This is a genomic window from Bordetella sp. N (assembly GCF_001433395.1).
Taxonomy (GTDB): Bacteria; Pseudomonadota; Gammaproteobacteria; order Burkholderiales; family Burkholderiaceae_B; genus Bordetella_C.
Genome location: NZ_CP013111.1, coordinates 2262146 through 2287795, shown reverse-complemented (window position 1 = coordinate 2287795; position 25650 = coordinate 2262146). Strand labels below are relative to the sequence as shown.

Genomic DNA, 25650 nt, shown 5'->3' with positions numbered 1-25650 from the left:
GGCTGTGGCGGGTATGGCGGAAAGTCCCGATGCCCGTTTTGTGTTTCATGGATGAAAATACCGTGGTTCATATATGCATCACGGTTCTGAAACAATGCGCCATTCCTCCGCCGTACCGCCCCTGGTCGCCGTCGACACTACCCGGTCCCGCTACCCGGTCATCCATGCCGTCACCGGCCACGGCCTGTTCGAGAGCCTGCGCCAGATCGCGCCGGAGTTTTCCCAGCATGCCCGGGTCGAGCTGTTGCACGATGCCTTCGAGTCCGCGCTGGCGACCCTGAAGCAGGCCGTGGAGCAGGGTCGTTGCGATGTCGTGGTGGCCTCAGGCAGCAATGGCGCGTACCTGCGCACCCGCTTGACGGTGCCGGTGGTGCAGGTGCAGGTGGGCGGCTATGACTTGATGGCGGCTCTGGCGGCCGCGCGGGAGCTGTCGGCGCGGATCGCGGTGGTGCTGCATCATGAGGTTTCCGCCGCGCTGCGGCGTTTCATGCGCGAGTTCAAGTTGGATGTCGAACTACGCACGTATGAAACGCGCGAGGACGTCTTGCGTTGTGTGCGGGAGCTGGCGGAGCAGGGCGTGGAGGTGGTGGTCGGCGCGGGCATGGTCACTGACTACGTGCGCAAGGCGGGTCTGACCGCGGTGTTGCTGTATTCGCTGGATTCCGTGCGCGCCGCCATGGATACCGCGATGGCGATTGCCGAGGCCCAGCACAAGGAGCGGGTGCGCCGCGATCAGCTGGACCTGGTGCTGCGCCATCTGAACGACGGCGTGGTGGCCGTCGACATGCAAGGCCGAATCACCACCTTGAACCCGGCGGCCGCCCGCATCATGGGCGCGACGGCCCAGGCCGCCGGCCAGCCGCTGGCCGAAGTGGCGCCCGGCCTGACGCCGCGGCCGGTGCTGGAGCAGGGCCGGTCCGAGCTGGGCCGTGTGGATGACGTGCGCGGCCAGTCCCTGGTGGTCGATGCCGTGCCGCTGTACGAGTCGGGCTTGCAGACGGGCGCCGTGCTGACCCTGCATCCCTCGCAACCGCTGGAGCATGCCGTGGGGCGCTTGCGGGCGCACAGCCACCGGCGGTCGCGTTCGGCGCGCTATACCTTGGGCGGCATGGTGGCGGCGTCCGCGGCGATGCGGCAGTTGCTGCATCGTTGCGAGGTGATGGCGCGGGCCAGCGATGCGTCGGTGTTGATCCAGGGCGAGAGCGGATCGGGCAAGGAGGTGGTGGCGCAGGGTATCCATCGCGCCAGCCGTCGGCATGCGCGGCCTTTCGTGGCGATCAATTGCGGCGCGTTTCCCGAGCAATTGCTGGAAAGCGAGCTGTTCGGCTATGAGGAGGGTGCGTTCACCGGCGCCCGCCGGCAGGGCAAGGCGGGCCTGTTCGAGGCGGCGGATGGCGGCACCTTGTTGCTGGATGAAGTCGGGGAGATGCCCTTGCCCTTGCAGACGCGCCTGCTGCGCGCCTTGCAGGAGAAAGAGGTGACCCGCGTGGGTGGCATCGACGCCATCCCCATCGACGTGCGCATCATTGCGGCCACGCACCGGGATTTGGCGGCGATGGCACGCCAGGGGTCGTTTCGGCACGATCTGTTTTATCGCTTGCACATCCTGCAGGTGCGCGTGCCGCCGTTGCGGGAGCGTCCGGAGGACATCGCCGCGTTGGCGGCCGAGCTATTGCCCGCGGCGCTGGAACGCGTGGGCGCCGGCGGCCTGGCGCTGGATGCGTTGGCCACGGTCCTGCCCTTGCTGGCGGCGCACGATTGGCCCGGCAATGTGCGGGAGTTGGAGAATGTAATCGAGCGGATGGCGCTGGAGTGTCTGCTGGCGGGAGCCGTGCCCGCGGCAGCAGTGCTGCGTGGGGTGGTGGATCCGTCGGGATGGGAGGGGGCGGTCGATGCGGCGGCGGGGGCGGTGGACTTGACTGACGCGGCGGACGAGTTGTCCTCGGCGGATGAGGCGGGACGTCTGCAGACGGTGCAGCGGGCTGCCGAGCTTCAACATATCCGCGATACCTTGGATCGCCTGGATGGCAACCAGGCCGCCGCGGCGCGCGCGTTGGGGATCAGCCGGACGACGTTGTGGAGGAAGTTGCGGGGGTAGGGGAGACAGGGAACCGGCGCGCGCGGGATCGTTACTACGGTTTCCTGTATCCAACTGAGGCAACGTTGGAATAGCGGATCGCTAGTCTGTATTCGCATCATTCATGGAGGGGCTCGCTCATGGTCACCGTAAATCTGTTGGAGGCGAAGTCAACATTGTCACGCCTCGTCGATGAAGTCGAATCCGGGCGCGAGCGGGAAATCATCATCGCCCGGCATGGCCGTCCCGCTGCCCGACTCATTCCTATCGCCTTCCAAGCCGCTGTGGGGCGCCGCATTGGCGTTGCGAAGGACCAGTTCATTCTTCCCGAATCCATCGACGAGCAGAACGAAAGGATTGCCGGGATGTTTTTGGGGAAGATCGAGTGAACGTCTTGGTAGGTAATAACCGAGTGTGGAGGTCTCGCTCGGTTACCCGCGCTCTTCTGATGCTCAAAGGTGTTGTGAGTCGGCCCCTGGAACCGGTGCCGACCGAAGAAATGGACCGCGCCGTCGCGGAGCAGGTCGTCGGGTCCTTTCGGCCTTCCGGCGAGATTGTTATCGCTCAATGCGCTGAGCAGGTCATCGACGCGGTTGCGCCATGCGCATCGGCCGTTGCCGGCATACGGAATTTGCAGTCGCCCTTGGTGCCGCTCGGTACCGGGAGCAGCAGCAAGGGTGGCTTGGCGCCATGCGGGTCGCCATAGCCGCAGATCACCGAAAGGGGAGATTGGGCCGTGGTCTCGTAGTAATACGTATAGGTGACCACGCCATCCTTCGTGCTTTCTTCGTCCTGCTCGAACTCCGAAAGGGCATTGGCATTCTGGTCGGCGGGTATGCCGGTGGCCATGGAGGCGTGCGTCAGCAGCATTTTTTCGGACACGGCGGAGCCAGTCATGCGCGCGCCCGCGGGTGGGGTGTACGCGGTGTCCAGGGCGGCCGGGCAGGAGAGGGTCGCTGAGGACTCAGCAGCGGCGCCGCCGGGCAGGCAGCCCGCGACCAACAGTGCGGACAATACGGCAGCGGCCGGGATGCGTTTCATGCCTTGCTCCATCTTCTTCGCTAAGCCCGCCAATTACAAAACCTCCACCCGCAGGCGCTCCAGACCCTGCTCACGCAAGGCCAGGCGTATCTCGTCCGCATAATTGGGATTGGCCACCAGCAGCAGGTCCGCATCGGTGGCGACCGCGAACAAGTCTTCCTTGCTCTTGATGGGAACCAGCGAACCTGGCAGGAACTTGCCGCACTTGCGCGGGTTGATGTCGACCGCGAACCCCAGCTTGTCGACCAGCTTCCCATGCCGCATGCAGTGGACCAGGAACATGCACCCCTTGGTGGCAGCGCCCCAGAGATAAACCTTGCCCTGAACCCCCGCGGAGGCATCCAGCGCATGGATGCGCTCGCGCAACTGCGGGAACAACTCATCGAAATCCAGCATCCGCCACGCTTCGCCGGCATAGGCCGCCGGGAATGCGTCGGACAGCTTGGCGATGTCGGCCAAAATGTACTGATACTGATCGCCGAACAACAATCCCGCCTGCGCATCCGCGTCGTCGAAAAGACGCCGCAACGCGGCCTGCGAGAAGTAGTTGACGTGCTCGTAGGTGATGTCGAAGAACGCCTGGTTTTCGACGATCCAGTCGTGGCTCGGGACTTCGATATAAACGCTGCCCGTGCCGAAGACCTGCTGGATCATGGCCAGGAAGCCATGCGGCTGAGGAATATGTTCCAGCACATGCCGCATGACGACCAGGTCGGCATCCAGCCGGTCCGCGCTGGTCAGATAGCGCTTGACAATACGCGGGTGATCGCCCTCATACGTGGCATCGTAGCCGCTGACTTCGAAGTGTCCGTCGGCCTCCGCCAGCGCCACGAAATCCCCCTTGCCGCAACCTACCTCGACCAGCCTGCTGCCGCGCGGAAAGCGGGCCTTGAGCAACTCCAGGACGGCACGCATATGGGCCAGGAACTGGGCGGAGTGGGCCTGGCTGTTCTGATAATTGTCGTCATAGACAGCCAGGTCCGGATCGAACGCCGCGTTCTCGACGAAGTCCAGAACGGTATTTTGGCGCAGCTGGATCTGTCCGGATGCCTGCGGATGTTCCGCCGATTCCAGCGGACTATTGGGGATCGTCGGTACGCGCAGGGCAACCATGGTCTCAGACCCGCTTCAAGAAGCCGCTAGGCGCGACGGTGATCAGCAGACGGTCATCCATCTGCTTGTCGATGGCCAACGCCAGGCGCTCACCATCGGCAGCCGTGACCGGGGTGTCTTCGAGCTGGTTCAGGTACTCGTACACGGCGGTCTTCGGGTTGTTGCCCTTGCTCCAGGGGCGCGGCGGGCCGACGTCCTCAGGCAGGTCTTCGACGATGGTGTCGTAGACGATGCAGTAGCTGCCCTTGCTGACCAGCGGCGCGTAGTGCTTGAGCTCTTCCAGCACGTGATCGTGCGTGTGGTTGCTGTCCAGGCACACCAGGATTTTCTTTTTGCCGGCCGCATGGCGCTTCACTTCCGCGACGGTTTCCTCGGCGATGCTCGACCCCTGGATCATGTCGATCCGGCGCGACATCGGATGCGCCAGGATGGCGTCCTTGTTGTGCTGGCGGATGTCGATGTCGACACCCAGGATGCGGGCATCCGGGTTGCCGCCGCACTGCGCGATCAGTTCCAGGATGCTTGCGTAGAAAATCAGCGAGCCGCCCCGGGCGATGCCGGTTTCGATGATCAGGTCGGGCTGGATATCCCACAGCAGTTGTTGTGCGCCCACCATGTCCTGCGGATGCTGGATGATGGGACGTCCCAACCATTCGAAATGGTAGGAATACTTATGCTTGGCCGCCTTGGCGATCCACTCGTTGGTCAGGGCCTGCAGCTCGCTGTCGGCGCCTTGCTGTGCAATTTCAGCGGCGCTCTCGGCTTTGAATTGTTCGTGATCGTTCATGAGAGATCCTGTTTTTTTCCCCAGAACGCCATTGGTTCGTAATCGGGGTAAGGGTAATGTCCAAGTTCCAGGGTGATGCTTGCGGAGCGCGCTCGTATCCGTTCTTCAACCAGTCGCCGAATGGATATGGGCGTGCCGCTGCAGATATTGGCCAGCCGGTCGCCGGGTGCCCGCAGCAAGTCCACCAGGCCGGATGCAACCGCTGTCACCGGCAGGTAGTCGCGCAACTGCTCGCCGCCGCTCATGCGGAACACCGTGTCGCCCTGCGCGATGGCGGTATCCAGCTGCGCCAGCACCGATTTGGGGTTCTGGCCAGCGCCGTACATATAGAACAGGCGGCCCCACTTCAACGAGAAGGGCAGCGTGCGCTGGGCGCAGACCAGGTACTGCCGCAGGGCGTTCTTGGCGATCGCATAGGGGTTGTCCGGCAGCGGCACGGTATCGGCGCCCAAGGCGCCGTCCTGCATGCCGTATTCCAGGCACGTGCCGGCTACCACCACATTGCTGACGCCGCGTTCGACCATGCCGCGGATGAAACGGCAACTGGCGGGGAGATTCAGCTCCAGGTGACTTAAGGAGCGGTAATCGGGCAAGCCTTGCCAAGCCAGATGGATCAGGCTGGCGCCGGCCTCCGGCTGAAAGTCGCAGTCGTGCTTGACGATATCGACCGGATAAAACGCGATATCGGCGGGCCAGCCCAAGGCGGCCGCACGATCGGCATCGCGGCCCAACGCGACCACGCGGTAGCCCTGGGCATGTAGCAGGGGCACCACGTGCCGTCCTACGAAGCCCGTGGCGCCGCTGACGATGACCTGGCCGGGTTCGGCCGCGGTCCGCGCGGAGGTCTGATCGATGTCGTTCATAGTGTGTACGCCGCTTCAGGCATCCACGACCAGGTTGGGCACGGCAGTGATGAAGCGCGCGCCCCATTCCTGCTGGGCATAGGCCAGTTGCTCCCTGACCTCTGTTTTCAGGTTCCAGGGCAGGATCAGGATGTATTCCGGTTTGTCCTGGCGCAGCCGGTCTTCGTTGACGATGGGGATATGGCTGCCCGGCAGGAATTTGTCCTGCTTGGCGGGATTGCGGTCGACGACGTACGGCAGCAAATCCGGCCGCACACCGGCAAAATTCAGCAGGGTGTTGCCCTTGGCCGCGGCGCCGTAACCCGCCACGCGCTTGCCGGCGCGGCGCAGTTCCAGCAGCAGGCTGACCAGATCGTTCTTCACGCGCTCGGCCTGGGTCTGGAAGTCGACGTAGAACGCGACGTCGTCGATGCCGGCCGCGTGTTCCTCGGACAAGGTGTCCTCGACAGCGGCAGTGACGGGATGGCCGCCCGTATCGCTACGCTGCGCATAGACGCGCAAACTGCCGCCGTGGGTGCCCAGATGTTCGACGTCGAACACGGTCAGGCCGTTGGCCGCGAAGATGCGGGCGACCGAGGTCAGCGACAGATAGGAGTAGTGCTCGTGGTAAGCCGTATCGAACTGACTTTCCCGGACCATGCGCAGCAGGTGCGGGAATTCGAAGGTGGACACGCCTTGCGGCTTCAGGATGGCCGCGAAGCCACCTACGAAGTCATTGATGTCCGGCACATGCGCCAGCACATTGTTGGCCGTGGTCAAGTCCGCGGCGCGACCCGAAGCCGCCAGTTCGCGGCCCAGCTCGGTGCCGAAGAAGCTTTGCACGATGTCGATGCCGCGGGCGCGCGCGGCTTGCGCGGTGCCGTGGGTGGGCTCGACGCCGAAGCAGGGCACGCCCGCCTTGCGTACGTACTGCAGCAGGTAGCCGTCGTTGGCCGCCACTTCGCAGACCATGGACGTCGTGTCCAATTTGAAGCGGGCGATCATGGACTCGACGTAGCGGCGCGAATGCTCCAGCCACGAAGACGAATAGGAACTGAAGTAGGCGTAGTCGTCGGTGAACAGCGCCTCGCGGCCGGCATGGTCTTCCGTCTGGACCAGCCAGCAGCTCTCGCAAACCAGCAGGCGCAGCGGAAACCAGACTTCGGGACCGCGTACGGCGTCCGGGCTCAGATAGGCATTGGACGGCGGGGCATGGCCCAGGTCCAGGAAAGGCAGGCGCAGGTCGGCCCGGCAATGGCGGCACTTCACGGTGCGACTCCGGAAAAATCTTGGGAAAGAAGGGGGTGCTGCTGGTCGCGCTCGGACACCAGGGCGATCGACTTTGGCCACACGATGCCGACCCGCGGGTCCAGGTGATGCACGGCGGCTTCGGCCTGCGGCTGATAGGACGCCGAATGGCAATAGAGCATTTCCAGGTCGTCGGTCAGCGCCTGGAAGCCATGGGCAAAGCCCTGGGGGATAAGCAGGGCGCGTTCGTTGTCGGCGGACAGGTGTTCGCCGTGCCAGTGCAGGAACGTCGGCGAGTCACGGCGCAGGTCGATGGCGACATCGAAGATCTCGCCACGGATGCAGGTGACCAGCTTGATCTCCGCATGCGGCGGCAACTGATAATGCATGCCGCGCACCGTGCCGGCCTGGGCCGTGCGGGTATGGTTGATCTGCGCGATCGGGGCATTCCAGCCATGCTCGTGCAATAAGGCCTGGTCGAACAGGCGCGTCAGGAAACCGCGCTCGTCGCCGCGGCGCGCACGCTGGACCACCTTCAGGCCGGCGATAGGCGTTTGCGTGATGACCAGGCTCATGGCTGGGCCTCGTAGGCGTCGATGTCCGCCATGCACAATTGGCGGGCGTCCTGGCCGGCGTCGTGGCGGCGGTACCAATCCATGGTGCGCGCCACGCCTTCCGGCAGCGTCCAGCGCGGGTGGATACCGAGCACGGCCTGGACTCTGGCGGTGTCCAGGGTGAGCAGGCCGGCTTCGTGCGGGCCGTCGGGCTGGGCGTCATAACGCACGGTCCCGTTGCCGTAGGCGGCGCGCGCCATGTCGATGACCGTGCGCACGGTGGCCGCGTCGGTGGTGGCGGGACCAAAGTTGTAGCTGTCCGCGGCGGCGGCTTGCGTCCACAGCGTCTCGGCCAGTTTCAGATAGCCGGCCAGGGGCTCCAGCACGTGCTGCCACGGTCGCACCGCTTCCGGCCGCCGCACCCGCAGTTCGCCACCAGAGCGCCAGGCGCGGGCCGCGTCGGGCAGCAGCCGGTCGGCCGACCAATCGCCGCCGCCGATGACATTTCCGGCACGGGCGCTGGCCACGGCCAGGCCTGCCTCGCGCAGGAAGGCATCGCGGTAAGACGCGATGACCAGTTCGCTGGCGGCCTTGCTGGCGCTGTAGGGGTCGTGCCCGCCCAGCATGTCTTCTTCGCGGTAGGGCCGCAGGCTTTCAAGATTGCGGTACACCTTGTCGGTGGTGATCATCACCGCGACGCGGGCGGTGGTGCTGCCCCGCAGCGCATCCAGGACGTGCGCGGTGCCCATGACATTGGTGGCGAAGGTCTCCACCGGCTGCGCGTAGCTGGGCCGCACCAGGGCCTGGGCGGCCAGGTGCAAGACGATCTCGGGCCGCGCCGCCCGCACGATGGCGGCGACCGCGGCGGCATCGCGCAGGTCGCAGTCATGCGACTCGATCAGCGTGGCCATGCCGGCCGCCTGATACAAATTGGGTTGCGTGTGCGCGGGCAAGGCCAGCCCGGTCACCTGGGCGCCCAGCCGATTCAGCCACAACGCCAGCCATCCGCCCTTGAAGCCGGTGTGGCCGGTCAGCAGCACGCGCTTGCCGTGCCAGAAGCCGGCGGCGGGGAGGGCGGTTCCAGCAGGGCTGGTCAAAGTATTCACCAGACTTTCCACGGCGCCTTGCCCGTGCTCCAGAGAGATTCCAGCAGATTCTTCTCGCGCAAGGTATCCATCGGCTGCCAGAAGCCCAGGTGCTCGAAGGCGTGGAGTTCACCCTTCTCGCACAGCGTTTCCAGCGGGCCATGCTCCCAGACCGTATCGTCGTCTTCGATCAGCGGCAGCACGCTGGGCGACAACACGAAGAAGCCACCATTGATCAAGCCGCCGTCGCCGCGCGGTTTCTCGGTGAAGCCCGTGACCCGATCGCCGTCGCGCCGCAAGGCGCCGTAACGTCCCGGGGGCTGCACCGCGGTGACGGTGGCGCTGCGGCCATGGCGGCGATGGAAGGCGATCAAGGCGGAAATGTCGATGTCGGCCAGGCCGTCGCCATAGGTGAAGCAGAAAGCCTCGTCGTCCTTGACGTAGTCTGCGACGCGCTTGAGACGCCCGCCGGTCATGCTGGACTCGCCCGTGTCGACCAGCGTGACGCGCCAGGGTTCGGCTTTGCGCTGGTGCACTTCCATGTGGTTGTCGGCCATGTCGAAGGTCACGTCCGACATATGCAGGAAGTAGTTGGCGAAGTACTCCTTGATCACGTAGCCCTTGTAGCCGCAGCAGATCACGAACTCATTCACGCCGTGGGCGGAATAGGTCTTCATGATGTGCCACAGTATGGGCCGGCCGCCGATCTCGATCATGGGCTTGGGCTTGAGGTACGACTCCTCGGAGATGCGTGTCCCGTAGCCGCCCGCGAGTATGACCGCTTTCATGGTGTTCGGTTCTATCCTGGTCTAGGTCTGTTCGATTAAGATACTGTCGTTGCCCGGTCCGCCGCCTCAGACGCCGAACCGTTTGACCAGCACGTCATCCAGCGTCTGGCGCAGCTTGGTGTCGTCTTCGCCGTTGCGCAGCAGCACCAGGTCGTCCTGGTAGTGCTGGCGGAAATCGGCGCGGCTCAGCGTGCGTTTCCCGGCGGTCATGCGCTGGTCACTGGTCTGTTCGCGAGCAGGGAAATAGCGGCGGAAGTACTTGGCTTCGTCCAGATACGCCAGGCGGCCCTTCCAGAGCAGACGGCTGATGAAGACGTGGTCCCAGGACACGACCTCGCGCATATCGAAGCCCGCGGCGTCGGCACGGCGGAACAGCGAATGCACGATGGTGCAGTTGCCCAGCTTGGACACGGACTTCATATAGCGATCCGTGGCCGATTCGTCATCGAAGTCATAGACGGCGCCGGCGACCAGCGTGGCCTGCGACCCGTCGATGGCATCCGCGCCGATCGAATAGGGCTTGCCGCAGACCATGGACACGCCCGGGTCCGACTCAAAGCGGCCCAAGGCGGCGGCCAGGTAGCCCGGCGACAGGAAGTCATGGGCGCCCAGCCACATGAAATACTCGGAGTCCGTGTAATCGAAGGCGAACTTGAAGTTGCCGAAGGCGCCCAGGTTCTCGGGCTGCTTGAAGATTTCGAACCGCTTGTCGCCGCCGACAGTGTCGCGGATGATTTCCAGCGTCCGGTCGGTGGAAGCGTTGTCGCAGACCAGGAAGCCCACGTCCTCGACATCCTGGCCCTTGAGCGACTGAATGGTCTGCTCGATGTACTTTTCTTCGTTGTACACGGGGACGCCGACGAAGGTCTTGCGGGGCTGGTTGCGGCTCAGCAGCAGTTCCGGGGCCTCGACCAGCGGTGCCCGGGTGCCATCCCGGCCGGTCGGCGGCCAGACGATGCACGCGCCGGGAACGGGCACTTCGCCCGCGGGCTTCTCGAAGCGTAGCGCGCCCATGGCCTGCAACAGCCAGCCCGGCGCGCTTTGGCGGGCGAACTTGTCTTCCACGGGCACGTCGCGGTCCAGCCGCAGCACGGCGTCAGGCGTGTAGAGCTGGCGCGTTTGCGCCTCGCCCTTGTTGATCAGGCGATGGCCGATGTCCATGCCGCCATCGGCGTTCATCAAATAGTCGCCCCAGCCGCCCACGGCAGTGAAGGCGTTGCGGGCGAAGGACACGTTGCCGACCGGCGTGGGGAAGGCCAGCGTGACGTCATCACCGAGCGACCAGGGCGCCGGCGTGGCGCTCTTGGACGTCTTGAAACGATAAGCACCGCGCACCGAGATGGCGTTGTAGTCGCGCTGGGCGTCCAGGTGGGCCTGCACCAGGCCAGCTTCCGGCACGCCGTCACCGTCAACGAACAACAGCACCGGCGCATGCGTGTAGACCACGCCCAGGTTGCGGGCCACATAGGGGCTGCCGTGGGCCTGCGTCTCGACGTAGGCGTCCACCAGGGGCATGGCATCGGCGTAAGCGGCGATCGGCGTGCCGTCGCTGACCAGCACGATTTCGATGTCGTCCTGGCCCTGTTCGCGCAGTGCCTGCAGGGTGGCGAGCAGGGTCGCGTCATATGCGGTCGCCGTCACCACCGCGCTGACGCGGGCGCCAAGGCGCGCATTGATGACGCTGGCATCCACCAGGTGGCGGCTGTACAGCGCGCCCTTGTGGGGCCAGCCGACGGCGTGCAGGCGCACCGACAACTCGCGCAACACCACCGCGCGCGTGCTTTCGTCATCGACCGGGGTCAATTCTCCCTTGGCCAGCAGCGCATGGGCGTACAGGAAATAAGCGTTGTCATTCGATTTTTCGCGCGCCAGCATGCTCTGGGCGCGCTTGAGCATCACCGCCCGGGCGGGCTCGCCCCACTTGCGCATGGCCTGGCCCACACGGACCGTCTGCAGGGCTTCGTTCAAGCTGCGCGCGCTGTGCAGCCCGATGACGATGTCGGTGTTGACCGCCTTGGCGACCAGGCGATCGTCCAGGTAAGCCTGCGCGGGCGTGTCCTCGGCGGTATCGTCCGAGCCGGCCTGTGCGGCATCCGGGACGGCCAATACCTCGTAGGCCACGTCTTCCAGGCCGTAGCCCATGTGCAAAATGCAGGCGAGCTTCTGGCGGCGGCCGGCATCCAGCTCGGCCAGACGCGCGGCATTCGGAATGTAGAGAGCGTCAGCGTGCAGCAGGGCGGTGGGCGGCAAGGTCGCGCTGCCGGCCAGCTTCGACATATGGCCGGTTTCTGGCGTGTGCAGGCGGTGCAGGCGGAAACCGTGCTGGCTGGCCCATATTTCCACTTCGGCCAGGGTAGGCTGGCCAGCATGCGTGGGCTGGAACACGACACGCGCGTCGATCAGCAGCGTCTGGGCCAGGGCCTGGGCGCCATGCGCCAGGATGTTCGCGCTGGCGCCGTCGCTACCCAGCAGCAGCCAATCCACGGCCGGCAGGCCGTTGATATTGTCCAGCGCGATGGTGGGAACGGCGCGCTGGAACAGCACGCGGCCGGCGGCGGTGGGGCTGCTGTCCGCGTCCAGCGGCTTGAGCAGGCCGCTCAGCTTGGGATCCAGGCAGTCGTGCAGGGTGGCTTGTTCGCCATCGCCCAGGGCGACGCCGGGTTGATAGTGAACGTCCTCACGCCCGACGAGGGCATGGTCGCGCTTGCTGGCGGCGGCGTCGAATACCACCGTTTCCAGCATCTGCAAGGACAGCATGCCTTCGGTCGACGGGCGGTCGAGCAGGCGGCCGTCGCTGTCGACGGCGATCAGCTTGCCCGGCAACTGCCATTGGAAGCCCAACTCTTCGGGCGGCAGGGCCGGTTGCAGCAGCTTGACCGGCGCGTCGTCGCCGTCGAAGCGCGCCGACCCGTCCTTGGACATATGCAGCGCCGCCGGCGCCTTGCCTTCGCAATAGCGCTGCCAGATGGCGCGGAATGCGCTGGCCAGGTGGCCGGCGAAACGCGCGCCGTCGCAGACGGGGGATTTCAGCAAGGTTTCGCGCAGGTGGCCGCGGATGGTCGCCAGGCTGTCCAGGTTGCTGACCAGCTCGACGGCGCGGGCACGGTATTCGTCCCAGTCGTTGGCGACCAGCTCGGGCATGCCGGCATTGACCAGGTGGGTGGCCGAGTGGCGGCCGGCGAACGTGGGCCCCGGCAGCGAAACCACCGGGACGCCCATCAGCATCGCCTCGCAGGTGGTCAAGCCACCCGAATAGGGCCAGGGATCCAGGGCGACGTCGATCTCGTTATAGGCTTCGAACAGCTTGTAATGCAGCGATTGGCCGGAGAATTCGATGCGCTCGGCGGCCACGCCGTGCGCCACCATCACGTCCGTCACCATCTTCTGCATGACGGGGCTGTCGTACGGGCCGCTCTTGAGCAGCAGGTGCGAATCCGGCACGGCGTTCAGCAGCCGCGCCCATTCCGCCAGCAGGACGGGGTTGATCTTGGTCGGATTGTTGAAGCAGCCGAAGGTGACGTGGCCCTTGCGCAAGGCGGGCAGGGCGGCGACATCGGGCACGCGGGCCGGCGGCATGTAGCAGATATAGTCGTCCGGCATGCGGATCAGCTTTTCCGCGTAGCCGCTGTCCGACCCGGGGGGCGATTCGATGGCGTCCGTCAGCAGGTAGTCGATGTTCTCGATACCCGTGGTATTGATCAGCCCGCCCACCCATTTGACCAGCAGCGGCGCCGGTTCGTGGGCCATGACCTTCATGCGCGTCCCGGCGCCATAGCCGGCCAGGTCGATGAGAATGTCGATCTGGTCGTCCTTGACCTGCTGCGTGAACTGCTCGTCAGTCAGGCCGGCGATCAGCTGCCAGCGGCTGCTCATGTTCTGCAGTCGCGTGGTGATGTAATCGGCGGTGGCCGTGGTGGTGTAGAAATACAGCTCCACGCCCTGGTCGACCAATTGTTCCAGCGCGGTCGTCGTCATCGCGCCCACGGGGTGCTGGCGGAAACCGTCGGAGAACATGCCCACGCGCAGGCGCTTGTCGGGCGAGCGGTCGGCGGGCACGGGGCGTTCGCCCCGCTTGCCTTCCGCGAACAAGGTGCCGAACGCCCGGCAGGCCTGCTCGATCTCCGCCGCGGTGCGCTCCGGCATGTAATGCATCAGCGTCAGCAGGTTCGAACGGGAGAACAAGTCCTTGGGCTGCAGGGCCGTGGCCTTCAGGTAGCACTGCTCGGATTCGGCCAGGCGGCCGATGTCACGCAGGGCGTTGCCCAGGTTGGTGCTGTAGGCGAAGGCATTACGCGGATCGGCCTTCATCAGGCCCTCGATCAGGGTAATGGCCTCCGCGTAACGGAAGTGGCGCAGCAGAATCAGGGACCGGGTCGCGTGAATGACGCCATTGCTGGGCGCCAGCTCGTAGGCGATATCGATGTGCTTCAGCGCGTCATCGATGTTGTTGATCCGCAGCAGGGCGCCCGCCAGGGCGTTGTGGGCCCTTGCCTGACCCGCCTGCAGCTCGATCGACTTTTCCAGGTGCTTGACCGCTTCCCGGTCCTTGTCCTGCTTGATGGCGATCTCGCCCAGCTGCAGCCAGACGCCGGCGTCCTCGGGCGCCAGGGCTTTGGCCCGTTCGGCGGCTTCGAGGGCTTCGTCGAACTGCTCCGCGTTGACGAGTTGCTCGGCGAAATCCCGCCAGGCCCGAAAATCGTCGGGCGAGCGCCGGGTTTGCTGCTGGGCGTCGGCGAGCGTCGGACGGGGGGCGTGCACGGCGGGCAGGCGGCTGGGAAGACGGGATTTGAGCGACTTGGACATGAGGGAACTTACGGCCGATTGACAGCGCTTAGTTTAGGAGCGGGGGCGGGGAGTGAATCCGGCGGTAAACGTCGGAAATTACCGCTATTTCAGCGATGTTGCGCTATACAAATCGTCCGGACGGGCGCCCGCGCGACGGCGCCGCCAGAAATCAAAAAACCCCGGACGCCACGAGGGCGACCGGGGTTTCCGGAACTCCTGGAAAGCCGCCGAAGCGGCCTTCCAGAGCGTCGTGCTTAACGCAGCAGCGACAGAACCGTTTGCGGCACTTGGTTGGCTTGCGCCAGAACCGAGGTACCAGCCTGTTGCAGGATCTGAGCGCGGCTCATGTTCGACACTTCGGTAGCGTAGTCGGCGTCTTGAATACGCGAACGGGCGTCGGACAGGTTGTTGACCGTGTTGTTCAGGTTGGTGATGGTCGATTCGAAGCGGTTCTGGATCGCGCCCAGGTCGCTACGGAACGAGTCAACGGTTTGCAGGGCCTTGTCGATCGAGGACAGCGGATCAACGATGGTTTCCTTGTCGGCGGAGGTCGAAACCTTGCCGGTGGTCGCGTCAACGGTGGCGGCGTAGTACGTGGTCGTCGAACCAGCGGTGTTCTTGACGTAGTACGAACCGGTCTTGCTGTCTTGAACCAGGCTGTTGGTGCCTTCGAACGACGAGTTCACGGTGCTCAGGTCGACGGCGACGCCAGGATCGGCCAGGGCGGTTTGCACAGCCTTGGCAGTCACGGCGGTGCCAACGGCAACGCTGGTGCCCGAAGCCATATCGATGCTCAGAGCGCCCGTGGTCGAATCCAGGGTGGCGGCGTAGTACGTGTTGCCAGCCTTGACGCTGAACGACGTGGCGGTCGGGCCGCCGGTGTTGTCCATGTACACGGCGGAAACCGACGGAGCGGCCGGGGGAACGACCGTGGCGCTCTTGGCGGCCGACAGGTCAACGGTACCCTTCGACGTGTCGAATTGGGTAGCGCCGGTGTTGATGTTGGCGGCGGAAACCGAAGCGGTCGCTGCGCCGACGGTGACGGTGCCCTTGTCGGCATCGTACGTGGCGGTGTAGTACGTAGCGGCGGTGCCGGTGCCGGTGACGGCATACAGCTTGTTGTCCGAACCCACGGCCAGCGAGTACGTCGCGCCGCCGGTGGTGCTGTACGAGAAGTTGGTCCACGTGGCCGACTTGCCGGCTTGCAGGGTGGTGACCGCCTTCAGGTCGGTGCTGCTGACCGACTTGGTGACGTCCAGCTTGTCCAGGCCCAGGGTCGACGAATTGATCTGCTTCAGGTTGATGTTGATCGTTTCGTTGTCGTTGGCGCCGACTTGGATGCTCAGCGTTTGATCGCTGGCCAGAACTTTCACGCCGTTGAACTGGGTCTGAGCCGACACGCGGTCGATTTCAGCCATGCGCTGGGTGATTTCAGCCTGGATCGATTCCAGATCGCTGGCCGAGTTCGTGCCGTTGGCGGCTTGAACGGTCAGTTCGCGAACGCGCTGCAGGTTGTTGTTGATTTCGTCCAGCGAGCCTTCGGTCGTTTGAGCGATCGAGATGCCGTCGTTGGCGTTGCGAGCAGCCTGGGTCAGGCCGTTCACGTTGGCGGTGAAGCGGTTGGCGATAGCTTCGCCAGCTGCGTCATCCTTGGCGCTGTTGATGCGCAGGCCCGAGGACAGGCGGGTGATCGCGGTGCCCAGAGCGGACTGCGACGAGTTCAGGTTGTTTTGTGCAACCAGAGACAGGTAGTTGGTATTGATAACCGAAGACATGTGTAGCTCCCGAGAGAGAAAGGCTTCTTCAAACTGGGCAGCTATCGCTACCCAACAACGCGGTGGGCTCGCCCGGTTCAAACCAGAACGAAGTGTTCCGCTGCCTGGATAACGACTGCGACATTCGATTCTTTAGGGCTATTTTTCGAAGTTTTTCAGCGGGAGCTGATTTCTCTCTGGGCGCCACAGGCCGCACGCCTGGGAAAGCGCTTGGATCTTGCAAAGTGTTACGCACTTTGGAGGGATTCGGGAGGCGTTTGGGGGATGGGGGTCCGGGTCTGGTGCCTGGCGCGCGGGCACTCGGAGACGCCCGGGCGGGGCGGGGCGGTTACCGCGCCTCGTCAGACCACATGCGCCAGCAACCCCTGGCCCGGCATTTCCCGCCAGGACTGGTTATGCATATAGGCCCGCAGGCGCGTCGTCGCCTGGCTGCGCAGTTGGCAGACGCGGGCCTCGGTCACTTCCATGATGGCGCCGATTTCCTTGAGATTCAGCCCCTGCTCGTAATAGAGAGACAGCAGCAGCTTCTCGCGTTCGGGCAGCGCGTCGATGGCCTCGACCAGCACCTGGCGGAAATCGCCTGCCAACAGACTATCCAGAGGATTCGAGCCGACAGACGTGGTCGTCGCGCTATTGCCCCAATCGGCATCACCACTGTCGGCGCCGTTCTCGCTGCCGAAATCCTCGTAATGCACGATCTGCACACCTTGTGCGTCGTACAACATGTCGTGGTAATCGTTCAGGGGCATGTCCAGCTGCGCCGCGATCTCGGACTCGGTCGGCGCGCGCATCAGGCGCTGGCCCAGGTGGGCGACCGCCTGCTCGATGCGCTTGGCCTTGCTGCGCACGCTGCGCGGCAGCCAGTCCTGATTGCGCAGCTCATCGAGCATGGCCCCGCGGATACGCGAGGTGGCATAGGTCTCGAACTGCGCGTCCGCGGTTTCCTGGTAACGCCGGCAGGCGTCGAGCAGGCCGATCATCCCCGCCTGGATCAGATCATCCAGTTCGACGCTGGCCGGCAACCGGGCAAGCAGCTGCAACGCCAGCTTGCGTACGAGCGGTGCATATTCAGCCAGGTTGTCTTCGGAATGGGGCATTGCGCTATGACTTACGTAACCGGTGGCGCCAGGAAGGGCTAACCCCTGTTGTCCACAGGCGACAGCGTTACAAGCGCCTGAAGAACTAGGGTGAATCCGGAGACCTTAAAGGCTCCTGAGCAGATTCCTGACTTCTTCTTGCAATTGTCGGCATTTCACCCCGATCCATTCGACCAAGGACGCAAGCATTTGAAGGCTTATTTACAGAATTGACTAAAAAGTGAGAATTTCTTTGTTGCTATATATATCCTTGAAGTGCGATATTTGTCGAACAAACAATTTTTGTCATACTTGACATAGAAAATGACAGCACACATGGTAAATTCTCTGACGTTTGCGAACAAAAGACACATTTCGCAAAGAGCATAGAGTTCCGGCGTGTCCAATGTAACGTTTGTTTGCGCTACCCCTGTTCAGGACAGTGCATCTGCATCTAGAGAGTGAATTAGGGAACAACCATGAAACACACTGACAATTCCTTGCTTGCTGACATTCGCGAAGTCAATCTGTCCTATCTCTTGCTGGCCCAGCGCATGTTGCGCGACGACTACGCCGCGGCGATCTTCCGCCTCGGCTTCAGCGAGCAGGTTGCTGACATCATGCTGCGCCTGTCGCCGGCGCAGTTGGTGAAGCTGGCCAGCTCCAGCTCTTTGTTGTGCCGTTTCCGTTTCGACGATTACAGCCTGCTGTCGGCCTTGACCCACGACGTTCTGGGCGGCGCGCTGCAACAAGCGCACGCCACGATCCTGCTGGCCAAGCAGCCCGTAGAGCAGCTCGCCTGACGCGCTTAGCGTCCCAGGCAGCTACTCACTCTCTATATATGTCAGGTTTGTAAACGGGCCATGGCCACCAAAAGCGTATCTCAAGAAGCCGACGAAATCCTGCTGGCCAGTGCCATGATAGGTCTGGGCGCAAGGCTTCAAGTCCTCGAGTCCGAAACCAATCTCAGCCACGACCGGCTGGCACGGCTCTACCGCGAAATCCGTGGTTGCTCGCCGCCCAAGGGCATGTTGCCCTTTTCGGTTGACTGGTTCATGACGTGGTTGCCGAACATCCACTCGTCCCTGTTCTACAACGTCTTCAAGTTCCTCAACGAGAACACGGGCAGCCGGGGCATACGTGCCACCATCGATGCCTACCGCTTGTATCTGGAACACAACGGCGTCACGGACGGCGAGGGCGGCGAACCCGTTCTGAGCTTCACGCGCGCCTGGATGCTGGTGCGTTTCTTCGAAGGCAAGATGTTGCAGCTGTCGGAATGCCGGCAGTGCGGCGGGCACTTCATCGCTCACGCGCATGATCCGCGCGGCGACTTCGTCTGCGCCATCTGCCGTCCGCCTCCGCGGGCAGGCAAGACCCGCGCGGCCGCGAAGGAACGTGCGGGACGGCGCGCGGGCGTGGCCGCCGACGTCGTCGGGCTCTGACGATTTCCGCTCAATAACCCCAAAAGCCACGGAAATTCCCCTGTAACCCACGTTTTTGCGTGAGGGGAAACAGTGGATGATGGGCGTTCATTTACGTCTAAGCTTGGCAGGGGCCTGATGTGCTGATTGTTATCGGTTACTTGGTAGTTATTGCTTCCGTGGTGGGAAGCTTCGTCGTCATGGGTGGTCACCTGGGCGCGCTCTACCAGCCATTCGAATTCACGCTGATCGGCGGTGCCGCGATCGGTGCCTTCCTGGCCGGCAATAGCGCCAAGTCGATCAAGCTGACCAAGGCGGCGATTCCCGCGGCCTTGCGTGGCGCGCCTTACAGCAAGGATGTGTACATGGAGCTGATGTCGCTCATGTACGTGATCCTGAACAAGGCTCGCCGCGAAGGTCTGATGGCGATCGAATCGCACATCGAGGATCCGTCGTCCAGCCCGATCTTCATGGAATCGCCGCGCATCATGAAGGATCCGAAGCTGATGGAATTCATCACGGATTACCTGCGCATCATGATCAGCGGCAACATGAGCTCGTTCGAAATCGAAACGCTCATGGACGAGGAAATCGAAACCTACAGCCACGAGCGCCATGTGCCCGTGCACGCCTTGCAAAACGTGGCCGACGCGATGCCGGCTTTCGGTATCGTGGCCGCGGTGCTGGGCGTTATCAAGGCCCTGGCCGCCGTGGATCAACCGCCGGCCGTGCTGGGCGACCTGATCTCCAAGGCGATGGTCGGGACCTTCCTGGGTATTCTGCTGGCTTACGGCTTCGTGGCGCCTTTGGCATCGCGTGTCGAAAAGCAGACCGCCGAATCGATCAAGATCCTCGAATGCATCAAGACGACGCTGCTGGCCAGCATGAATGGCTACCCGCCGCAGCTGGCCGTGGAATTTGGCCGCAAGGTGCTCTACTCGGGCGTGCGGCCGTCGTTCGCCGAACTCGAAGAGCACGTGCGCCAGGCCAAGACGTCGACCGGCAAGGCTTGAGGCGGCTGGGATAGATAGATGGCAACCGTCAATAACCACCGGGTCGTCATCCGCAAGAAGAAGTCCGCCGGCGGCGGGCATCATGGCGGAAGCTGGAAGATCGCCTACGCCGACTTCGTGACTGCGATGATGGCCTTCTTCCTTGTGATGTGGCTGATCAGCGTCGTGCCGCGCGAGGAACTGAAAGGCATCGCCGAGTATTTCCGCATGCCCCTGCATGTGGCGCTCACCGGCGGCCCCAGCAATTCGGCTGAAACCAGCGCCATTCCTGGCGGTGGCTCCGACCCGCTGCGCAGTGACGGCGATACGCGCCGTGGCGATGGCAACCGCCTGGAAACGCAGATCAAGGGCGATGCCGAACGGCGTGACCAGCGGCGTCTGGAGGCGGTGCGCGCGCGCATCGAGAAGACCATCGACACCAGCCCGCTGCTAAAGAATTTCCGCCCGCAGTTGATGATTGACATGACGCCCGAGGGGCTGCGCATCCAGATCATCGACAACCAGAACCGCCCGATGTTCGCGACCGGGCGGGCCGAGCCCCAGCCTTATATGCGCGACATCCTGCGCGAGCTGGGACCCGTGCTCAACGACATTCCGAACAAGATCAGCATCTCGGGGCATACCGACGCCAGCCAGTATGCGCGCGGCGAGCGGGCCTACAGTAACTGGGAGCTGTCGGCGGATCGCGCCAATGCCTCGCGGCAGGAATTGGTGGCCGGCGGCATGACAGAAAACAAAGTAGCACGTGTTGTGGGCCTTTCTTCCAGCTATAGCCTGGTTAAGGATGACCCCTATGCTGCCGTTAACCGTCGTATCAGTCTGGTGGTGTTGAACCGCGAGACGCAGGAACGGTTCGACCGCGAGAATCTGGCGGCCACCGATGTGACGGGCAAGGATGGGCGCCAGATCGGCAACGCGATAGAGCAACGCGTCACGCCGCCGGCCGCATCCGCCCAGGCGCCGGCCACGGCGACTGCCACGGGAAGCACCGCGGCAGCCACTGTGGCCCCGGCAGCCGGTGCGGCAACGTCCGCGACGGCAGCCACGACCACCACCTTGACGGTGGTCGCGCCCGCCACGCCTGCGCCCGCGGCACAGTAACCGACTCTTTGGAGTTTTGAGTAAATGACGGCGACGATTCTGGTCGCGGACGATTCCGCGACGATGCGCATGATAGTTCAAGCCACGCTCACCGGCGCCGGCTGGAAAGTGGTCGCGGCCGGGAATGGCAAGGAAGCGCTGGACCTGGCCATTGCGCAGGACACGCCTGTCGACCTGGTGGTGAGCGATTGGAATATGCCCGTGATGGGCGGCCTGGGCCTGATTTCCGGCCTGCGTCAGGTCGAACGTTACGAGGAAGTGCCCGTGCTGGTATTGACCACCGAGGACGACGTGGAAAGCAAGACGGCAGCGCGCGACCTGGGCGTGTGCGGCTGGCTGCAGAAACCGGTCGATCCTGATCTGCTGGTGGAAATGGCAACGGAATTGCTGGACGTGTCCGGCGAGCAGGCGAGTTGAAAGGGAAGGGCGACCATGACCGGTCTTGACCTGAGTCAGTTTTACGAGACCTTCTTCGATGAAGCGGATGAATTGCTGGCGCAGATGGAGCAGTTGCTGCTCGAACTGGATGCCGGCTCGCCCGACATCGAGCAGCTGAACGCGATCTTTCGCGCCGCGCACTCCATCAAGGGCGGTGCGGCGACGTTTGGGACGTTCGCGCTGCTGGCGGAGACCACTCACCTGCTGGAAAACCTGCTCGATGCGATACGCCGAGGCGAAATGGCCTTGCGCACCGACATGATCGATATTTTTCTGGAAACGAAGGACGTGCTGAAGAGCCAGCTGGACGCCTATCGCGCCTCCGAGGAGCCCGACGCGGCGGCCTACGAACGTATTTGCCAAGTGCTGCGGCAGTTGGCCCTGGAACACAAGGGTGAAGCCCCCGCGCCCGTGACGCAGGCTCCGGCTCCGGCCGCGCCGGCCCCGGTCGCCGCGCCCGTGGCAGCCGCCGCGCCGGCGCCCGCGCCCGCCCCGGCGGCCCCCGCGGCCCCGGCCGGGAATCTGCCCTTGCGCCTGCGCATCAACAAGATCTCCGAAAAGGATGCCGCTTCCATATTGGAAGAGATGGGCAACCTGGGCCAGGTCCTCGCCAGCGACAAGGCAGGTGGCGGCCTGACGGTGTGGCTGGAAAGCACCTGCTCGTCGGACGACATCGAAGCGGTCTGTTGCTTCATCGTCGATGCCGACCAGATCGCCATCAAGCATGAAGCGGTGCCGGCTGCCGCGCCTGCCGAAGCGGTCGACGAGTTCGCCCAGGCGGCGGCGCAGTTTGCCGCCCAGGCCCAGGCTGAACCGGCTGCGGCCGCGGCTGCCGCGCCGGTGGCCCAAGCCGCCGCGCACGAAGCCGCCGCCGTCGTGGCGCAGGCCTCCGCGACCGCCGCGGCACAGCCGGCGGCTGCCGCGCCTGCCGCCGCGCGCCCCGCCGCCGCGTCGAACACGCAAGCCAATCACAGCAGCAGCGAATCGACGTCGATTCGCGTCGGTGTCGAGAAGGTCGACCAGGTCATCAACCTGGTGGGCGAACTGGTCATCACGCAGGCCATGCTGGCGCAGCAGGCGTCCACCCTGGACCCCGTGCTGCACGACCGCCTGCTCAACGGCATGGAACAGCTGGAGCGCAATGCGCGCGACCTGCAGGAATCCGTCATGTCCATCCGCATGATGCCGATGGACTATGTGTTCAGCCGCTTTCCGCGTCTGGTGCGTGACATTGCCGGCAAGATGGGCAAGCAGATCGAACTGCAAACCTACGGCCGCGCCACCGAACTGGACAAGAGCCTGATCGAACGCATCATCGATCCGCTCACCCACCTGGTGCGCAACAGCCTGGACCACGGTATCGAGACGCCAGAACGGCGTATCGACGCGGGCAAGGACCCGGTGGGCCAGCTGGTGTTGTCGGCGCAGCACAGCGGCGGCAATATCGTGATCGAGGTCAGCGACGATGGTGGCGGCCTGAACCGCGAACGGATCCTGAACAAGGCCGTGCAGCAGGGCATCGCCGTCAGCGACAACGCGACCGACGATGAAATCTGGCAGCTGATTTTCGCGCCGGGTTTCTCCACGGCGGAAAAGATTACCGACATCTCCGGCCGCGGCGTGGGCATGGACGTCGTGCGCCGCAATATCCAGGACATGGGCGGCCACGTGCAGCTGTCGTCCACCGAAGGGCAGGGCACCACCACCCGCATCGTGCTGCCGCTGACCCTGGCCATCCTGGACGGCATGTCGGTGCGCGTGGGTGAGGAAACCTTCATCCTGCCGCTGAACCACGTGACCGAATCCCTGCAGCCGAACAATGAGCAGATCTATTCGGTGACCGGCAACGAGCGCGTGATGCACGTGCGCGGCGAATACCTGCCGCTGGTGGAAATGCACCGGGTCTTCGGCGTGGCCAACGCGCAGACCGATCCGACGCAGGCCATCGCCGTCATCATGCAGGCCGAAGACCGCCGCTTCGCGCTGCTGGTCGACCATCTGGTCGGACAGCACCAGGTGGTGGTGAAGAACCTGGAATCCAATTATCGCAAGGTGCCCGGCATTTCCGCCGCCACCATCCTGGGCGACGGCAGCGTCGCCCTGATTATCGACGTGTTTGCTCTGGCGCGCGCCAACCGCGAAAAGTGGGCGCAACCCGAAGCCATGCTGAATTGAGGGAGAAAAAACAATGGCAGCCAAACCGCATTCACAAGGCAATCGCGTCGAAGACGTCGGTAGCGAATTCCTGGTGTTCACGCTGGGTGACGAAGAGTACGGCATCGACATTCTGAAGGTGCAGGAAATCCGCGGCTACGACGCCGCCACCGTGACCCGCATCGCCAACGTGCCGCCCTTCATCAAGGGCGTGACGAACCTGCGCGGCATCATCGTTCCCATCGTGGACCTGCGCATCAAGTTCGCCCTGGGCAAGGTTGAGTACAACGAACAGACCGTGGTCATCATCCTCAACCTGGATCGCCGCGTCGTCGGCATCGTGGTCGATGGCGTGTCCGACGTGCTGATGCTGAATTCCGGCCAGATCCGTCCGGCGCCCGAGTTCGGCGCCAAGCTGTCGACGGAATACCTGACGGGCCTGGGCACGATCGACGATCGCATGCTGATCCTGGTGGACATCGAGAAAATGATGACCAGCGACGAAATGGCGCTGGTGGAAAAAGCCGCCGCCTGAGCGGCGCTGGCAGGAGAGGGGGGAGTCGCGGCGCGCACCCGTGCGTGCCGTCGCCAACCTGTAATAGAAGACCAGGGGAAATCTAGCTATGGGCCGCTTCTTCGCCAATCTGTCGATTCGCGCCAGCCTGCTCGGCGTGCTGGCATTCTTCTCGCTGATGCTGGTGCTCGGCGCGGTGCTGGGCGTGGCGTCGCTGTACGTCAGCAACGAGACGATGAAAGACATGCGCCGGGGGCAAGCCCTGGCCATGACCCTGGACGCTTCGGTGGCCGAGTACAAGAACGCGATGATCGGCCTGGGCCGTGCGGCGTCGATGCACCTGAGCGAAGTGGTCAAGCACATCGGCGACCCCATCATTCTGGAACCTGGCCTGGCGGGTCCCGCCAAGAGCCTGGTGAACTTCGCGCGCATCGCCTATGACAAGTCCCTGGCGGAGTTCAAGCGCTACCAGGACCTGCCGCATCCGGCCGGCCTGGACAATGAATTCAAGGAAATCGACGCTTCCTACCTGGCCATGATGCAGGATGGTGTCAAGCCGCTGTTCGACGATCTGGCCAAGGCCGATCTGCCCAACTTCCAGCAGCATGCGCAGATGGTGTCGGACGTGATGGAAGACCGTTTCAACCTTGCGCTGGGGCAATTCGCCTCCTGGCGCACGCGCAGCAACAACGCGGCGTTCGACGAAGCCGACCAGCGCTACCAGTGGGTGCTGGTGGCCGTCGGCGCGGGCGGCGTCATTGCCGTGTTGCTGGTGCTGTCCACCTACCTGTTCCTGCGCCGCCGGGTGATCAGTCCGCTGGACGAGGCCGCCCATCGCTTCGACCGCATTGCGTCGGGTGACCTGACCGAAGCCGTCGATGCCACCTCGACCAATGAGATCGGCCGTCTGTATGCCGCCATCAAGCGCATGCAGGAAAGCCTGACCCGCACGGTGTCGCAGGTGCGGCGCGGCGTGGACGAAATCAATGTGGGTTCGCGCGAGATTTCCGCGGGCAATACCGACCTGTCCAGCCGTACCGAGCAGCAGGCGGCATCGCTGGAGCAGACCGCGGCGTCGATGGAGCAACTGGCTTCCACGGTGAAGCAGAATGCCGACAACGCACGTCAGGCCAATCAGTTGGCGGCCAGCGCGTCGGACGTGGCCGAACGCGGTGGCGTGGCGGTCAACGAGGTGGTCAGCACGATGCAGGGCATTTCGGCCAGCTCGCGCAAAATCTCCGAGATCGTCAGCGTGATCGACGGCATTGCGTTCCAGACCAATATCCTGGCGCTGAACGCGGCGGTGGAAGCCGCCCGTGCCGGCGAGCAGGGCAAGGGTTTCGCGGTGGTGGCGGGCGAAGTGCGCTCGCTGGCTCAACGCAGTGCCCAGGCAGCCAAGGAAATCAAGGGCCTGATCGAGGATTCCGTGACCAAGGTCGGCGCGGGTTCGCAGCAGGTCGAACGCGCGGGCGCCACCATGGAAGAGATCGTCGCTTCGGTGAAGCGCGTGACGGACATCATGGGTGAGATTTCGGCGGCTTCCGAAGAGCAATCGACGGGCATCGACCAGGTCAACCGCGCTGTGTCGCAGATGGATGAAGTGACCCAGCAGAACGCGGCGCTGGTGGAAGAAGCCGCTGCCGCGGCCGGTTCGCTGCAGGAGCAGGCCCAGCGCCTGGCCGATGCCGTGGCGGTATTCAAGATTCAACATGCTCCGGGCGCAGGCCAGGATGCCGTCCAAGTCATCGATTCGCGGACCGTGCGTTCGGGCAGCCAACGGGCTCCCGCGCTGGCGAACCCGCGAGCGTTGGCTGACGCGGTGGTTTAAGAGGCGG

21 protein-coding genes are annotated in these 25650 nt (G+C 64.1%); 10 read left to right on the top strand and 11 right to left on the bottom strand.

Annotation, left to right across the window (positions count from 1 at the left end; genetic code table 11):
- The first annotated feature begins 94 nt into the window (after positions 1 to 94).
- Both prpR and ASB57_RS09845 read left to right on the top strand, forming a co-directional pair.
- Positions 95 to 2098 (top strand): propionate catabolism operon regulatory protein PrpR, encoded by a 2004-nt coding sequence (gene prpR / locus ASB57_RS09850; protein WP_057652073.1) that lies wholly within the window; start codon positions 95 to 97, stop codon positions 2096 to 2098.
- Positions 2099 to 2217: 119 nt separating this feature from the next.
- Entirely contained in the window at positions 2218 to 2466 is a 249-nt protein-coding gene (locus ASB57_RS09845; RefSeq protein WP_057652072.1) for a type II toxin-antitoxin system Phd/YefM family antitoxin, read from the top strand.
- A 175-nt stretch (positions 2467 to 2641) separates the two neighbouring features.
- Here the strand turns inward: ASB57_RS09845 and ASB57_RS09840 are convergent, their stop codons facing one another.
- The 11 genes from ASB57_RS09840 to ASB57_RS09790 form a co-directional block, all read right to left on the bottom strand.
- The gene (locus ASB57_RS09840) at positions 2642 to 3118 is read right to left on the bottom strand and encodes a hypothetical protein (RefSeq protein ID WP_057652071.1); all 477 of its coding nucleotides are present in this window, start codon (positions 3116 to 3118) and stop codon (positions 2642 to 2644) included.
- Between the two features lie 33 nt (positions 3119 to 3151).
- Entirely contained in the window at positions 3152 to 4231 is a 1080-nt protein-coding gene (locus ASB57_RS09835; RefSeq protein WP_057652070.1) for a class I SAM-dependent methyltransferase, read from the bottom strand.
- Between the two features lie 4 nt (positions 4232 to 4235).
- Positions 4236 to 5018 carry a cephalosporin hydroxylase family protein gene (locus tag ASB57_RS09830; protein WP_057652069.1) on the bottom strand — a complete coding sequence of 261 codons (783 nt, stop codon included), beginning with the start codon at positions 5016 to 5018 and terminating at the stop codon, positions 4236 to 4238.
- The gene (locus ASB57_RS09825; RefSeq protein WP_057652068.1) at positions 5015 to 5881 is read right to left on the bottom strand and encodes an NAD(P)-dependent oxidoreductase; all 867 of its coding nucleotides are present in this window, start codon (positions 5879 to 5881) and stop codon (positions 5015 to 5017) included. Before ASB57_RS09825 ends, ASB57_RS09830 begins: the two co-directional genes overlap by 4 nt.
- Before the next feature lie 15 nt (positions 5882 to 5896).
- Complete coding sequence (locus tag ASB57_RS09820; RefSeq protein ID WP_057652067.1) at positions 5897 to 7129, bottom strand: class I SAM-dependent methyltransferase; 1233 nt, start codon at positions 7127 to 7129, stop codon at positions 5897 to 5899.
- Positions 7126 to 7683 (bottom strand): dTDP-4-dehydrorhamnose 3,5-epimerase, encoded by a 558-nt coding sequence (gene rfbC / locus ASB57_RS09815; RefSeq protein WP_057652066.1) that lies wholly within the window; start codon positions 7681 to 7683, stop codon positions 7126 to 7128. Before rfbC ends, ASB57_RS09820 begins: the two co-directional genes overlap by 4 nt.
- Complete coding sequence (rfbG, locus tag ASB57_RS09810) at positions 7680 to 8768, bottom strand: CDP-glucose 4,6-dehydratase (RefSeq protein WP_231755380.1); 1089 nt, start codon at positions 8766 to 8768, stop codon at positions 7680 to 7682. Before rfbG ends, rfbC begins: the two co-directional genes overlap by 4 nt.
- A complete protein-coding gene (rfbF, locus tag ASB57_RS09805; protein WP_057652065.1) occupies positions 8765 to 9535 on the bottom strand; it encodes a glucose-1-phosphate cytidylyltransferase in 771 nt (256 codons plus the stop codon). The genes rfbG and rfbF overlap by 4 nt, the downstream gene beginning before the upstream one ends.
- Before the next feature lie 66 nt (positions 9536 to 9601).
- The gene (locus ASB57_RS09800; RefSeq protein ID WP_057652064.1) at positions 9602 to 14338 is read right to left on the bottom strand and encodes a glycosyltransferase; all 4737 of its coding nucleotides are present in this window, start codon (positions 14336 to 14338) and stop codon (positions 9602 to 9604) included.
- A 236-nt stretch (positions 14339 to 14574) separates the two neighbouring features.
- Positions 14575 to 16095, bottom strand: coding sequence for a flagellin (locus tag ASB57_RS09795; protein WP_057652063.1), 1521 nt, complete (start codon positions 16093 to 16095; stop codon positions 14575 to 14577).
- Between the two features lie 341 nt (positions 16096 to 16436).
- A complete protein-coding gene (locus ASB57_RS09790; RefSeq protein WP_057652062.1) occupies positions 16437 to 17192 on the bottom strand; it encodes an RNA polymerase sigma factor FliA in 756 nt (251 codons plus the stop codon).
- A gap of 458 nt (positions 17193 to 17650) precedes the next feature.
- Between ASB57_RS09790 and flhD the strand changes: the two genes are divergently transcribed.
- From flhD to ASB57_RS09750, 8 genes are all read left to right on the top strand, one after another.
- Positions 17651 to 17974, top strand: coding sequence for a flagellar transcriptional regulator FlhD (flhD, locus tag ASB57_RS09785; protein ID WP_057652061.1), 324 nt, complete (start codon positions 17651 to 17653; stop codon positions 17972 to 17974).
- 60 nt (positions 17975 to 18034) lie between these two features.
- Positions 18035 to 18616, top strand: coding sequence for a flagellar transcriptional regulator FlhC (gene flhC / locus ASB57_RS09780; RefSeq protein WP_057652060.1), 582 nt, complete (start codon positions 18035 to 18037; stop codon positions 18614 to 18616).
- Between the two features lie 119 nt (positions 18617 to 18735).
- Complete coding sequence (motA, locus tag ASB57_RS09775; protein WP_057652059.1) at positions 18736 to 19608, top strand: flagellar motor stator protein MotA; 873 nt, start codon at positions 18736 to 18738, stop codon at positions 19606 to 19608.
- Positions 19609 to 19626: 18 nt separating this feature from the next.
- Positions 19627 to 20709, top strand: coding sequence for a flagellar motor protein MotB (gene motB / locus ASB57_RS09770; RefSeq protein WP_057652058.1), 1083 nt, complete (start codon positions 19627 to 19629; stop codon positions 20707 to 20709).
- Between the two features lie 24 nt (positions 20710 to 20733).
- Complete coding sequence (locus ASB57_RS09765) at positions 20734 to 21126, top strand: response regulator (RefSeq protein WP_057652057.1); 393 nt, start codon at positions 20734 to 20736, stop codon at positions 21124 to 21126.
- A 15-nt stretch (positions 21127 to 21141) separates the two neighbouring features.
- Entirely contained in the window at positions 21142 to 23322 is a 2181-nt protein-coding gene (gene cheA / locus ASB57_RS09760) for a chemotaxis protein CheA (protein ID WP_057652056.1), read from the top strand.
- Between the two features lie 13 nt (positions 23323 to 23335).
- Positions 23336 to 23836, top strand: a complete 501-nt coding sequence (gene cheW / locus ASB57_RS09755) for a chemotaxis protein CheW (protein WP_057652055.1) — start codon at positions 23336 to 23338, stop codon at positions 23834 to 23836.
- Positions 23837 to 23924: 88 nt separating this feature from the next.
- On the top strand, positions 23925 to 25643 hold the full coding sequence (locus ASB57_RS09750; protein WP_057652054.1) for a methyl-accepting chemotaxis protein: 1719 nt from the start codon (positions 23925 to 23927) through the stop codon (positions 25641 to 25643).
- Positions 25644 to 25650: the final 7 nt, after the last annotated feature.